We start from the raw sequence: 11,959 nt of genomic DNA, 5'->3' as shown, positions 1-11,959 counted from the left end.
ACTGACACTGACTGCCCCTATGCCAATTGATCTTCAATTAATAAGGCTTGAGAGTAAGGATTCGCTGCGTTGAAACTAAAATCTGGCTGCTGGTAGCGTATAGCCTGTTCTGCATCAGTCACGGCTTTAACAAAACTCAGTACTCTTAGGGCTGACGCATTTAATTCTGTTCCTGAATGAGGCGCGATAATTTGCTGATTATGTTGATTAAACAGCCAGCTCGCAAAGTCTAAAGCATTGTAATTGGCGGCGAATCTGAGCTCCTCAACACCCGGGTAGCCTTGCTCACTGAGGATGGATGACTGCTGTAACTCAGCTGTGCTAAGTAACCCAAAAAGTAATTGATGCAGGTTATCCAGTAAATCACCTTCTACCGGACTCACTAGTGGTAGCTCATCGACACTATATTGTTCTGCGGACGCAACCGTTTGCATGCGGGACAAAGGCGCGTCACTACTGCTTGCTGCAACGAGCTGTTGCTCTGGCGGCAGCACACGCTGTGGCGCTGGCTTGGGTGTGAGCACGAGATATCCGGCAAAACCAAGTAGCACAAAGACAATCAAAAGCAGAGCCTTGCTATAAGTCATATGAAATTCCTTTTCTCAGTGGCAGTAATTTAGCAGCAAAATACCGCTTGTACCATCCGATTACACCTCATCCAATACTCACGCCAATAGCGATTGATCTCTTAGCGCGTTCTTCTACAATAGCGCCCAACAAAGCCGGGAGGAATTATGACAGAGATGACGGGCACGGTGAGTTTGACTTTACAGCAACAGGTAGCAAGCTGGCTGGAAAAAAACTGGGTGCAGCGCACCTTATTAAGTTTAATTCTGCTTAACGCCGTTATTCTGGGGTTAGAGACAGTACCGACTGTGATGGCGCAGGCCGGCGGGCCTTTGATGCTGTTGGATAAATGGATCCTGGCGGTATTTGTGCTGGAGATTGCACTGCGTATCTTTGCCTATCGCGGCGCCTTTTTTAAAGATGCATGGAGCCTGTTCGACTTCACCGTGGTTGCGATAGCGCTGGTACCGGCCAGCGGGCCTTTTGCAGTGCTGCGCGCGCTACGGGTACTGCGGGTATTGCGGGTACTGACCTTTGTACCCTCGATGAAAAAAATCGTTGGCGCACTGGTGCAGTCGTTAAACGGTATGTTGTCGATTGCCATGGTACTGGGCCTGGTGTATTACGTGTCGGCCGTCATGGCGACTAAGCTGTTTGGCGAAGCCTTTCCGGAGTGGTTTGGTAATATTGGCCGCACCCTGTATACGCTGTTCCAGATCATGACGCTGGAGAGCTGGTCGATGGGTATTTCACGGCCGGTGATGGAGCAATTCCCTTATGCCTGGGCGTTCTTTGTGCCCTTTATCCTAATCGCCACCTTTACCATGTTAAACCTGTTTATTGCGGTGATCGTGAATGCGGTGCAAAGCATGCATGACGAAGAGCATAAAGAAGAAATCGATGCCAAACAGCAGCTGCAGCATGACTTAGTCAGCCAGATGCAACAGCTGCAGGCCGAGCTGGCAGCACTGCGGGCGCAGCTGCCGCCAAATAACAAAGTAGACTAGATTTAAGGTATTTTAGAGCACCATATGGTGCTCTACGGCTGGTTTAAAAAGCTATCCAGCTCGCGACCAGTCAGCTTGCTGATACTGCTGAAAATAAACCAGATGGCAAAAAACAGCACCAGCATACTGGGCAGAACAATCACCGGGTAACTTAGCCAGGTCATTCTGCCCAGCTCTTCATTAAAGGCAGTGGTGCCTGGTGGGCTGACCAGGATCACCTTGGCCAGAATATAATTCAGCGCCGACGATAAGAAAAACGAGGCGGCGACCAGATAGCCGGCCTGCGCCAGTTTGCGTTCAAACATCGCGGTACTTTGCCGCTCGGCCAATGCCTGATACAGCTTGTCGGTGTCGAGGATCTCGCCATTCAAAATAAATTTTTGCACCAGCGGGTAGGGCGTATACTGGCTGATTAACACTGCCAGGCCAATGGCGCCGGGAATGGCAGCCTCTTTAATCGCGATATAGCCGGCATCCAGCTGCAACAGCGCAATACCGCCGGTTAGCAGCACACTGATCACCCCCAGCACCGAGAAAAAATTCACTTTGCCGGCCTGTTTTAAATCCCAGAGGCCATACAGCACCGGAAATGCCAGCGCGACCACTAAACCCCATACCGGCCCCAAGTGCTGCTCGCCGGAGAATTTACTTAAGATAATGGCCGGAATGGCCACGTTAATCAGCAGGTTGGGTAGCAGGCCGCCACCTTTTTTCGGTTTGGTTTGACTGGCTGAATCACTCATAGCAGCTCCTGTTTACAAAGTACTGGCGCAGTATAAACGCAAATGCGCCGCGGTGCAGTGCGCGGCGACATGCTGTAAAAACTGTTGCTCAATTGGTAAGCAATCAGTGTTGAGTACCAAAGCAGAACGCGTTAGGGTGTATGTTATCAATAAGCAGTGGAGCACGGTTATGGATCAATATGCGGCTCTCAGAGCCAATGTCGGGTTACTGGGTACCGAGCTGGGTGAAACACTGCGTCAGCATCTGGGTGATGCGGTGTTACAACGGGTGGAGCAAATTCGTCAGCTGTCTAAGGCAGCGCGGCAAGGTGATAATCAGCAGGCGGAACAGCTACGGCAGGTGCTGACGGCACTGTCGGATGATGAGTTACTGCCGGTGGCCCGCGCCTTTGCGCAGTTTCTGAATCTGGCCAATCTGGCCGAACAGCAATTTAGTATTAGCGCCGCCGGGCGCAGCAGTATTGAAAAGCCGGAACCGCTCACCGAACTGTTTCAGCGTTTACAACAGCAGGCCATCGCCAAAGCCGATATCCGCCAGGCGCTGCATGATTTGTCGATTGAGCTGGTGTTAACCGCACACCCGACTGAGGTCGCGCGCCGCACCCTGATCCACAAGCTTACCGAAATTGCCGGCTGTCTGGCCGCGCTGGAACAACCGCAAACGCCGTGGCAGCGCCAGCAAACCGAGCTCAGGCTCACCGAGCTGATTAGCCAGGCCTGGCATACCAATGAAATCCGCGAACAGCGGCCAACGCCGGTAGATGAAGCAAAATCCGGTTTTGCTGTGATTGAAAGCTCACTCTGGCAGGCGGTGCCGGATTTTTTGCGCGAGCTGGATACCGATTTACAACGCGCACTGGGCGAAGGTTTACCGCTGGACGCAGCGCCGGTGCGCTTTTCGTCCTGGATGGGTGGCGACCGTGACGGTAATCCTTTCGTTACTGCCAAGGTAACCCGTCAGGTGCTATTACTAAGCCGCTGGAAGGCGGCAGATTTATTTATTAAAGATTTAGACTTGCTGTCGACCGAACTGTCGATGAACCAGGCCTCGGCAGAGCTGCAAGCCGCCAGTGAACAGGCATCCGAGCCATATCGCGCCGTGTTAAATAAGTTACGCCAGCAACTGATTTATACCCGCGACTGGTTAACCGAAGCCTTAAAACATGACCGGCTGCAGCGCCCGGCCGATCTGATTTGGCATAACCAGCAGCTGCTAGAACCCTTGCTGCTGTGCTATCAGTCACTGCAACAAAGCGGCATGACCCGCATTGCCCAGGGCCGGCTCACTGACACGCTGCGCCGCGGCTATGCTTTTGGTTTAACGCTGCTAAAACTGGATATCCGCCAGGATGCCGGCCGCCATGCTCAGGTCTTCTCAGAGTTAACCCGTTATCTGGGGCTGGGCGATTACGCTGCCTGGAGCGAGGCCGATCGTCAGGCCTTTTTACTGCGCGAACTGCCGAATAAAAGACCGCTGTTCCCGAAGCAATGGCAGCCATCGGCTGAAGTACAAGAAGTACTGGATACCTGCGATATCGTAGCGCGCCATGGCAGTGAAGCCTTAAGTACCTATGTGATTTCGATGGCTGGTAAGCCGTCAGATGTGCTGGCGGTGCAACTATTGTTAAAAGAAGCCGGTATCAGCTTCCCAATGCCGGTAGCGCCCTTGTTTGAAACCCTGAGTGATTTACAAAACGCACCAGACTGTATGCGGCAGCTGCTTAGCATCGACTGGTACCGTGGCTATATTAATGGCCGCCAGGAAGTGATGATTGGTTACTCTGACTCAGCCAAAGATGCCGGCGTGCTGGCCGCGGCCTGGGCGCAATATAGCGCGCAGGAAGCCTTGGTACAGCTGAGTCGTGACTATGGCGTTAAGCTCACCTTATTCCATGGCCGCGGCGGTACCATTGGCCGTGGTGGTGGCCCGGCGCATGCGGCGATCTTATCGCAGCCGCCGGGTTCGTTAGTCGGCGGTTTGCGGGTGACCGAGCAGGGCGAGATGATCCGCTTTAAATTCGGCTTGCCACAATTAGCGGTGCGCAGCCTGGCGCTGTATGCCAGTGCGGTACTGGAAGGGTTGTTATTGCCGCCGCCGGTACCCAAAGCCAGCTGGCGCCAGCTTATGAGCACGCTCGCCAGCGACTCCTGCGACGCCTATCGTGCGGTGGTGCGGCATAATCCGGAATTTGTGCCTTATTTCCGTGCCGCCACGCCGGAGCAGGAGCTGGGTAAATTGCCACTGGGTAGCCGGCCGGCAAAACGTAACCCGACCGGTGGCGTCGAGAGTTTAAGGGCTATCCCCTGGATTTTCGCCTGGTCGCAAAACCGTTTAATGCTGCCCGCCTGGCTCGGTGCCGGTAGTGCGCTGGCCAAGGCCGTCGACGCGGGCCACAGCACGCTGTTGGATGAAATGCAGCAGCAGTGGCCGTTTTTTGCTACCCGGCTGTCGATGCTGGAAATGGTATTCTTAAAAGCCGATGCTGAGATCGCGGCCTACTATGACAAGGTGCTGGTACCGGCCGCCTTGCAACCGTTGGGCGAACAACTGCGGCAGCAACTGGCAGCCGATCGCCAGCTCTTACTGCAGTTAATTCACAGCGATACGCTGATGGCAAAAGAAGGCTGGATCCGCGAGTCGATTATGCTGCGCAATACCTATGTCGATCCGTTGCATATCCTGCAGGTGGAGCTGTTAAAGCGCGCTCGCCAGGCACCGGATGATTTAACCGCACAAAGCAACCGCGCGCTGATGGTCACCATTGCCGGTATCGCTGCCGGCATGCGGAACTCGGGTTAATGGAAAAAGCCGGGCGTCAAAGCGCTGTTTGCAATGGTACAACGGCGGCCCGGCTAACCAGCTATGGATCGACGAGTGTCTCAGACTCTAATATCAGCGGGTTGTTGTGTTTAACTACCGCTGTTATGGGTTTTTAGCCAGGCAATGGTTAAAACTATAAGGTCTTGCGCTTGTTCTAAGCATTCTTTTACTGCAGCGTCTTCGACTAAATCACCGGAGTAATCCGTCACGTTGCGTTGCTTACGCAGAGCATCAAGCACAATCATGCGGTCTGTCTCTATACCAACAGTTTTCACCAGGGACTGGATCAACGTTTGATGGTGGCCTGGCTTGCTGGTTAAGGTGCGAAAGCCAGATGCCTGCAGTGCTGCATTGGCCAATTGCATAATGGCTTTGTAGCCGGTATCAAAGCGGGTTTCATTGCTAAGTCCTTCCAGTTGGGCATCTCTAATATTGCGTTGTGCCGCCTCAACCAGACGTTGAATAGCGTACTGATCTGGCTCAATACGCTCCAGCAGTTTCCATATCAGATTGTCTAATGTCATTCATATCTCCATATAGTATTAGCATGGGGCTGGCCAAAAGCTGCCTGACAAAACCGGATTGTGCAGCAACGGCTGTGTGCCATTCCTCAGGTGAGTAGAGTTTAGGATTAACTTCACGGCCTAGCTGCCGCTGCGCCGGATACAGGTTTTTAATTGCGTCTGCATACGTAACATCACCTACCAGCAACACGTCGACATCACTTCCGGTATGGGCTTTACCGCTGGCAACAGAGCCAAACACTGCTGCGAAGCTTAGCTTCGAACACAAAGGCTGTAGCGCCAATTGCAACACCTCAGTCAAGCCGCTGGTTTTGCGCATAATGCTGGCCAGCTCTTCAAAAACAATACAGTCAGTATTGGCCTGATAATAGGTTTGGTTGCCTTGCTGGGTCTTTTGCAAAATACCGGCCTCAGCCAGTTTTGCGAGCTCTTTGTGCAAGGTGCCTGCTTGGGTATCAGTTAAACGGGCGATTTCCCGAACGTGATAGCCTTGCTCTGGGTGCAAAAGCAGCAAGCCCAGCACCTGACGGCGATATTCTTTAAACAACAAAGAGGCAAGGGTAGACATAGTAACACCAAATGAAGTCAATTAAGCTACAACTGTAGCCTTTTCGGCTTCATTTATCAATGCACAATCTTTAGTGAACTACGAATAGCACTTGTTTGCGGGTAGCTCTATTTTCCTGCTTGTGTCAATGCCAGAAGGTGAGAGATCTGAGAATCTTAAACGCGTACCCAGCACTCAGGGCGCTCGAAAATCCCGTTGAAAACCGGCATACTCGCTAACAGTAGGCTGGTTTTGTTATTTGAGGTAAGCCATGGGGTTTTATATGCTGCTGGCGCTGGTGTCGGCAGTAGCGATGGCCAGTAGCGGGGTGATTGCCAGACTAAGTGGCCTGGCCGCCGCTGAGCTGACATTTTATCGTTTGGCGGTGGGCGCACTCTGCCTATTGCTGTTATTACTGGCCAGCGGCCGGCTGGCGCTACTAAAAACCAAACCCGACTGGCGCATTGCGCTAAATGGCGTACTGCTGGCCAGCTTTATGTTGTGTTTTCTCAGTGCTATTCAGTATATCAGCCTGGCCAATGCGATAATGCTGGTGTATCTGGCACCGCCGCTATCAGCCGTCGTCGCGCACTGGCTGCTGCAGGAAAAGCTGGATTTACCCGATACCGGACTGATTGCCTTATCTTTTTTAGGTTTTGCCATGCTACAGCAGTTCCAGTTTCAACTGGTGCTGGATGCCGCACAGTTGCCCGGCTTACTGTTTGGCCTGTTATCACTGCTGGCCTACAGCGGCTTTTTGCTGTTAAACCGCCGGCCGCAGCCTGGCCACTCGCAGTTACAACGCACCTTTTATCAGCTGCTGATCGGCGCCTGTTGCGTATTGCCATTTTTAGGCGGTATGGCGCCGCCAACCAGCGACAGCCTGCTCTGGATTGCATTGGCCGGCATCTTCCCCGGCTTTTTGGCGATCTACTGCGCCATTGTCGCCTTGCAGCATTTACCGACCCGGGTGTACGCTACCCTGGCTTATCTGGAGCCGGTAACCGTTATTCTGGCCGGTTGGTTGCTGTTTGCCGAGCAGTTAAGTCTGTTGCAGGGCGCCGGCGTGCTGCTGATTATGCTAACCGGACTGATGCTGGCACTGCGCCATAAACCGGCCCAAGTGGTGGCGCAGGCACTAACAAAAGTCGGGCAGCAATTGGCGCCGTTGGCAGCAAATACCGAGCCCACTCAAGCCGCCAAGCATCCCAATCCTGAACAAACCTAAAACACCTACCAAACTATCTTGATGCTGCCCGACTCCGGTATGCTCGCCGTACCGGAGTCGCCATCTGCGATAGTGGGTTAAACACCTTTTGTGTGATACGCAATTAATGGTTTAGCGAAGAAGTGGGCATTATGCCTGCAGCGTAAAGAACCAAATTTCATTTTGTTGGACGAATTAATCTGCTTTTAAGGCAAATGCCGGCTGTACCTATAACTTATTGTAAGCTATAAAGAAGCGATGTAATGTTCTAAACATTAGTTAAGGCAAATTTGCGGTAAGGAAAGTGAATGCAACTAGCCATACTAATAGTTTTGATACTAATAGCTGTAGTTATTGCACCTTGGTCGATTGGGGTAGTAATCGCAGCAGCTGCTATCTACGGTGTGTATCTAGTTGCTGCAACTGTACTTGCAGGTGTTGTTTTTATTATTGTCGCGATCTGGATGTTTTTTACTCAGAAAGCTAAGTGCGAAAAACCTGAAGAGATCCACGGAGAACGGAAGGCTTGCAAGTATTGCCAGGCAGAAATCGCTGCATCTACTACTTACTGCAAAAATTGTGGACAGGCTAACACATAGCAATTATCACCAAAACGCCGCTTCGCGGCTCGACTCGCAACAAGTTGCTCTTGTTTGTGGCGGGTGTTAGACATGAGGAGAGTTTATGGTAATGGAAATACTGACGGCGATTCTCGTCGTTGTCACCGGGATATATGCGTACCTGACTCATAAGATGTCGAATATGAGTGAACGCTCCGTACAGATGATGAAAGAGCAAACGGAAGCTATGTCTCGGCCTTATTTGGTAATTCAGCCATTCGTGAGGCCTCATACACCATTTCTATATTTAAAAATTTATAATAGTGGTAAGACACCTGCACTAAAGGTAAAGCTCGACTTAGACAAAGATTTTTATCAATTTGATGAATCGGATAAAAACTTGAAGAAAGCAAGTATATTCTCATCGACATTTGATAGCTTTGCTCCAAACCAGGAATTATTTTTTGCGCTTGGTCAGGGGTGGGTTATTTTTGGTGATTCTAAAAATTCATTGCCTGAACAGTTTGTTGTTACAGCAACTTATAGTTACATGGATAAAGAAGTTGTCGAAAAAAATCACATTGATCTGCGTCCCTTCGCACAAAGTGAAGGTGCAAAGAATCCGATTGTAGAAGAGCTTGAAAAAATAAGGAAAGCTCAGGAAAAAATGGCAAATAATTCCTAACAAGTTGCTGAATTTCCACTGGACTGCCTGCGTTGCGGAAGCCAATTAGCAAAGCGCCATGCAACACTGGTATCTAATAGGCAATGAGCTTACAAAGTCCTGTTATATATGCTCTCTGTAATAGTTAAAAGGAAATTTGATGATTACTTCTGATGATTATTTGCGCAAAGCGGCTGAAGCGAAACATATTGCAAAGACGGCTGTCAGCGATAAAAACTTTGATTTAGCTTGGCGGTATTTTCATATTCAAAAAGACTTATATTTGAAACATGCAAAAAAGTCTAAATTTACGCTACGACAGACCCTAGCGCTTGATGCGTCTGTTCACGAAGACATGGCAAATGTTTTGCGGCAGGAGGGGCGCCATGAGGAAGCTTTCACCGATATATTGTATTGGGTGATAGCGCAATCCGAGCGACCTAAAAAAAGTCATTTAACAAAGTTGAAATCTTATTTTTCTCGATGCAAATACAAGAATGTAACATTTAGCGATGTTGAAAATTTCACTCAACTAAATCACGAGTCTCCTGACTTTTTTGCAGCCAAGGAAAAAGTTCTGGAGTGGCGAAAAATCGAGGGGAAAAGCTAAAAAGAGCAGCCACAAACGACCTATACGTGGCCCAGGCTCTCAAAGTTGTGCGTGTTTTGGCCCGTGCTACGTGCGCTAACATTTTAGAGGAGAAATACCTATATCAACCATGATCAAACGATATCTACCACTCAACGTACTACTCCTTTCCATACCATTCTGGCTCCTTGCCGCCTGGAACTATCCCGGTGGCACCAGCTGGGATGCCAGTACTGATGGTTTTAGTTTTACTGCCAATTATGTCTCGGCATTATTTCAGCCGCTGGCTTTAAATGGCATGACTAACACCGCACGCAGCTTCGCCTTTGTTGCCATGTTGCTGTACGCGACCAGCCTTAGCGTGATGTTTTGGCTTATCTCCACTTCGTATCCAAAATCCATCGCCAGCAAAACGGTACAGATATTTGGGGTGGGTGCTATGGTCTATGCCTTTATTGCGGTGACCACACCAATGCATAATTTGCTAACCATTATCTCGGCCAGCTTTTTAGCGATCGCCATCTTAGGTATGTTGGTTTTGTTGCAGCGGGCAGCTGAGTATAAACAGGTGTTGCTGGGCAGCTTTAACCTGCTGTTGCTGGCCATGCTCTCGGCGACAACTAAAGGTAATGTTTTCGTCGAACTGAGCCCGGCAATAGAGTGGTTACTTTTTCTAAGCGGCGCTGTATGGGTGGCGCTGGTCTATATTGGGGCGAGCATACCTGACAATTTGTCAAAACGGATGCGTGAAACTCAGCGCGCAAACTAATTTAAGCGACAGCATAAGGAAGTCGGATGTATCAGGGTAGCTGTTTATGTGGTGCGGTAACGATAGAAGTACATGGTGGAATTGAGTCAATTATTCATTGCCATTGCTCAAAGTGCAGAAAAAGCAGCGGCACTGCTTATGCAACAAATGGTTTCGTACGTAAGGCTGGTTTAATGATTAAAACAGGCGAGGAGCAAATGGGTTGTTATGAAACCGCGCCTGGCAAAAAACGACATTTTTGCAAAGTTTGTGCATCGCCAATTTTCAGCAGTAACAACGCATCGCCAGAGTTATTGCGCTTAAGGCTGGGCATATTAGATTCCGATATTTTGGAACAGCCGATATCACATAACTTTGTGTCTTCCAGAGCAAACTGGGATGACCAGGATGCGCAGCTTCCTCGCTACGATGAACATGAGCCTGGCCGGGCGGTTAAGAAGTAATCATTAACAGGCGGTGCATTACATCAGCTAAAGGTTTCTATCCCACTATCGCAGATGACGACTCCGGTACGCCAAGCATACCGGAGTCGAGGTCTGGTTTGGCGTTTGGAGTAGTTGCTTTATCGCTATGCAGCTAGACTTGATACAACTCCAGCGGTAAGCCATCCGGATCCTGAAAAAACGTAAAGCGCTTGCCGGTATATTCGTCTACCCTTACTGGCTCGGTGCTAACACCTTGCTGCTGTAAATAAGCCAGCCAGGCATCCAAGTCTGTTACCGCAAAGGCCAGATGGCGCAGACCCTGCGCTTCCGGGCGGCTGGGGCGGGGTGGTGCGCCTACAAAGCTAAATAACTCCAGCTGACTGCCATCAGGCAGCTGTAAATCCAGCTTCCAGGACTGGCGCGCTGCGCGGTAGTGCTCGGCTAGGATCGTCAGGCCGAGCGTTTCGCTATAAAACTGCTTGCTACGCACATAGTCGCTGCAAATCAGCGCCACATGGTGAATGCCTTGCATGGCCGGTGGCCGCATTACAGTACCTTTTTAATTTCAGTTTTCAGGTTATCGTCCTTGGTGCTGGCTTGCAGTGGCCGCAGCAGCGCTTCGGCGTCCGGGCGTTGTTCGTTGGCCAGATAAAGCTGAGCTAAGCGAAACTGTGCCCAATCCTGATATTCCGGTAACAGCTCGCTACTCTCGGCGATAAACTGGCGTAGGGCGCCGATGCCTTGCTCCGTTGCTGTTTTACCAATCACCGCAGCGCGGCCCAGTTGATATAACGCCAGCAGTTTACTGCGTAGCGCATCCTTATCGGCCGCTTCCTGTTCGCTGGCGCGCTGGAACTGACCTATCGCCGCCGGATAATCGCGCTTTGCTGCCTGGGTTACGCCCAGTAAGAAATAGGGCTCGGGTCTTTGCTGTAACTCGGGATTAGCTGCTAGTAAGGCCTCGGCCTGCGCCTGATCCTCACGCAGTAACAGTTCCAGCTGTAATAGCTGACCTTTTAGCGGGTTTACCTCAGTAAGTTGTTTGGCCAGCGCCATCGCTTTTGCTTTATCGCCGCCGGCAACACCTGGTGCCTGGGCATAATACTGCGCCAGAGCCTGTAAATATTTGGCTTCTGTTGGGGCCAGTGTATGGGCCGTTTCATAGGCCTTAACACAGCGTTTGGCGTGACCGAGGGCACTTAACATATTCACCTTTTGGGCGGTATTACAGCTGGCGTTAGCATAGTAGAACTGGTACTCCGGATTAGTGCCGTCAAGCTTAATGGCTCTTTCCAGCCAGTCGGTGGCCGCTTCGGCTTCACCCAAGGCCAGCTCAGTGCGGCCCAGCGCCGCCAGTAAAAAGGCATCTTTGGTTTTCTTCGTCACCTTAGGCGTCAGCAGGTTTTTTGCCTCGGCATAGGCACCTTGCTGCCATAAGGTTTCCAGTTGTTGCAGTGGCAGTTCGGCCTGAGCGGGCAGGCTGCAGGCGAACAAGAAGGCGAGCGTTAAGCGTTGTTTCATGGTAACAGTCCTTGG

14 protein-coding genes are annotated in these 11,959 nt (G+C 50.8%); 8 read left to right on the top strand and 6 right to left on the bottom strand.

Translation table 11 applies throughout. The features are described 5' to 3' along the window. Positions 1 to 17: 17 nt before the first annotated feature. A complete protein-coding gene (locus A9165_RS03500) occupies positions 18 to 587 on the bottom strand; it encodes a hypothetical protein (RefSeq protein WP_065954914.1) in 570 nt (189 codons plus the stop codon). Positions 588 to 734: 147 nt separating this feature from the next. Here A9165_RS03500 and A9165_RS03495 point away from each other — a divergent pair, with 147 nt between their 5' ends. Beyond that, complete coding sequence (locus tag A9165_RS03495) at positions 735 to 1,574, top strand: ion transporter (RefSeq protein ID WP_255365630.1); 840 nt, start codon at positions 735 to 737, stop codon at positions 1,572 to 1,574. 32 nt (positions 1,575 to 1,606) lie between these two features. Here the strand turns inward: A9165_RS03495 and A9165_RS03490 are convergent, their stop codons facing one another. Next, positions 1,607 to 2,317: a VC0807 family protein gene (locus A9165_RS03490; RefSeq protein ID WP_065954912.1), complete on the bottom strand. Its 711-nt coding sequence runs from the start codon at positions 2,315 to 2,317 to the stop codon at positions 1,607 to 1,609. A 169-nt stretch (positions 2,318 to 2,486) separates the two neighbouring features. Between A9165_RS03490 and ppc the strand changes: the two genes are divergently transcribed. Next, positions 2,487 to 5,117 carry a phosphoenolpyruvate carboxylase gene (gene ppc / locus A9165_RS03485; RefSeq protein WP_065954911.1) on the top strand — a complete coding sequence of 877 codons (2,631 nt, stop codon included), beginning with the start codon at positions 2,487 to 2,489 and terminating at the stop codon, positions 5,115 to 5,117. A 110-nt stretch (positions 5,118 to 5,227) separates the two neighbouring features. Here the strand turns inward: ppc and A9165_RS03480 are convergent, their stop codons facing one another. Together A9165_RS03480 and A9165_RS03475 are read right to left on the bottom strand one after the other, a co-directional pair. Then, the gene (locus tag A9165_RS03480) at positions 5,228 to 5,662 is read right to left on the bottom strand and encodes a DNA-binding protein (protein ID WP_065954910.1); all 435 of its coding nucleotides are present in this window, start codon (positions 5,660 to 5,662) and stop codon (positions 5,228 to 5,230) included. Further along, a complete protein-coding gene (locus A9165_RS03475; RefSeq protein ID WP_065954909.1) occupies positions 5,619 to 6,230 on the bottom strand; it encodes a nucleotidyltransferase domain-containing protein in 612 nt (203 codons plus the stop codon). Before A9165_RS03475 ends, A9165_RS03480 begins: the two co-directional genes overlap by 44 nt. 250 nt (positions 6,231 to 6,480) lie before the next feature. On the opposite strand from A9165_RS03475, the gene A9165_RS03470 reads away from it, so the two are divergent. The 6 genes from A9165_RS03470 to A9165_RS03445 all read left to right on the top strand — a co-directional run bounded on the left by A9165_RS03470 (position 6,481) and on the right by A9165_RS03445 (position 10,441). Next, positions 6,481 to 7,437, top strand: coding sequence for a DMT family transporter (locus A9165_RS03470; RefSeq protein WP_065954908.1), 957 nt, complete (start codon positions 6,481 to 6,483; stop codon positions 7,435 to 7,437). 287 nt (positions 7,438 to 7,724) lie between these two features. Further along, entirely contained in the window at positions 7,725 to 8,015 is a 291-nt protein-coding gene (locus A9165_RS03465; protein WP_065954907.1) for a hypothetical protein, read from the top strand. An 85-nt stretch (positions 8,016 to 8,100) separates the two neighbouring features. Next, positions 8,101 to 8,661: a hypothetical protein gene (locus tag A9165_RS03460; RefSeq protein WP_176714590.1), complete on the top strand. Its 561-nt coding sequence runs from the start codon at positions 8,101 to 8,103 to the stop codon at positions 8,659 to 8,661. Between the two features lie 139 nt (positions 8,662 to 8,800). After that, positions 8,801 to 9,250, top strand: a complete 450-nt coding sequence (locus tag A9165_RS03455) for a hypothetical protein (RefSeq protein WP_065954906.1) — start codon at positions 8,801 to 8,803, stop codon at positions 9,248 to 9,250. A gap of 109 nt (positions 9,251 to 9,359) precedes the next feature. Next, positions 9,360 to 9,998 carry a hypothetical protein gene (locus A9165_RS03450; RefSeq protein WP_065954905.1) on the top strand — a complete coding sequence of 213 codons (639 nt, stop codon included), beginning with the start codon at positions 9,360 to 9,362 and terminating at the stop codon, positions 9,996 to 9,998. 26 nt (positions 9,999 to 10,024) lie between these two features. After that, complete coding sequence (locus tag A9165_RS03445; protein ID WP_065954904.1) at positions 10,025 to 10,441, top strand: GFA family protein; 417 nt, start codon at positions 10,025 to 10,027, stop codon at positions 10,439 to 10,441. Between the two features lie 133 nt (positions 10,442 to 10,574). On the opposite strand, the gene A9165_RS03440 is transcribed toward A9165_RS03445, so the two are convergent. Both A9165_RS03440 and A9165_RS03435 read right to left on the bottom strand, forming a co-directional pair. Next, entirely contained in the window at positions 10,575 to 10,970 is a 396-nt protein-coding gene (locus tag A9165_RS03440; RefSeq protein WP_008609752.1) for a VOC family protein, read from the bottom strand. Continuing rightward, positions 10,970 to 11,944 (bottom strand): tetratricopeptide repeat protein, encoded by a 975-nt coding sequence (locus tag A9165_RS03435; RefSeq protein ID WP_065954903.1) that lies wholly within the window; start codon positions 11,942 to 11,944, stop codon positions 10,970 to 10,972. Before A9165_RS03435 ends, A9165_RS03440 begins: the two co-directional genes overlap by 1 nt. Between the last annotated feature and the right edge of the window lie 15 nt (positions 11,945 to 11,959).

Origin of the sequence: Alishewanella sp. HH-ZS (genome assembly GCF_001704375.1) — a bacterium.
GTDB lineage: Bacteria > Pseudomonadota > Gammaproteobacteria > Enterobacterales > Alteromonadaceae > Alishewanella > Alishewanella aestuarii.
Note: the sequence above shows the minus strand (reverse complement) of the source record. Positions and strands in the feature narration are given on the sequence as shown.

Coding starts and splice junctions, on each gene's coding strand:
- A9165_RS03500 (WP_065954914.1), bottom strand. CDS start 587: ATGACTTATAGCAAGGCTCTGCTTTTGATTGTCTTTGTGCTACTTGGT.
- A9165_RS03495 (WP_255365630.1), top strand. CDS start 735: ATGACAGAGATGACGGGCACGGTGAGTTTGACTTTACAGCAACAGGTA.
- A9165_RS03490 (WP_065954912.1), bottom strand. CDS start 2,317: ATGAGTGATTCAGCCAGTCAAACCAAACCGAAAAAAGGTGGCGGCCTG.
- ppc (WP_065954911.1), top strand. CDS start 2,487: ATGGATCAATATGCGGCTCTCAGAGCCAATGTCGGGTTACTGGGTACC.
- A9165_RS03480 (WP_065954910.1), bottom strand. CDS start 5,662: ATGACATTAGACAATCTGATATGGAAACTGCTGGAGCGTATTGAGCCA.
- A9165_RS03475 (WP_065954909.1), bottom strand. CDS start 6,230: ATGTCTACCCTTGCCTCTTTGTTGTTTAAAGAATATCGCCGTCAGGTG.
- A9165_RS03470 (WP_065954908.1), top strand. CDS start 6,481: ATGGGGTTTTATATGCTGCTGGCGCTGGTGTCGGCAGTAGCGATGGCC.
- A9165_RS03465 (WP_065954907.1), top strand. CDS start 7,725: ATGCAACTAGCCATACTAATAGTTTTGATACTAATAGCTGTAGTTATT.
- A9165_RS03460 (WP_176714590.1), top strand. CDS start 8,101: ATGGTAATGGAAATACTGACGGCGATTCTCGTCGTTGTCACCGGGATA.
- A9165_RS03455 (WP_065954906.1), top strand. CDS start 8,801: ATGATTACTTCTGATGATTATTTGCGCAAAGCGGCTGAAGCGAAACAT.
- A9165_RS03450 (WP_065954905.1), top strand. CDS start 9,360: ATGATCAAACGATATCTACCACTCAACGTACTACTCCTTTCCATACCA.
- A9165_RS03445 (WP_065954904.1), top strand. CDS start 10,025: ATGTATCAGGGTAGCTGTTTATGTGGTGCGGTAACGATAGAAGTACAT.
- A9165_RS03440 (WP_008609752.1), bottom strand. CDS start 10,970: ATGCGGCCACCGGCCATGCAAGGCATTCACCATGTGGCGCTGATTTGC.
- A9165_RS03435 (WP_065954903.1), bottom strand. CDS start 11,944: ATGAAACAACGCTTAACGCTCGCCTTCTTGTTCGCCTGCAGCCTGCCC.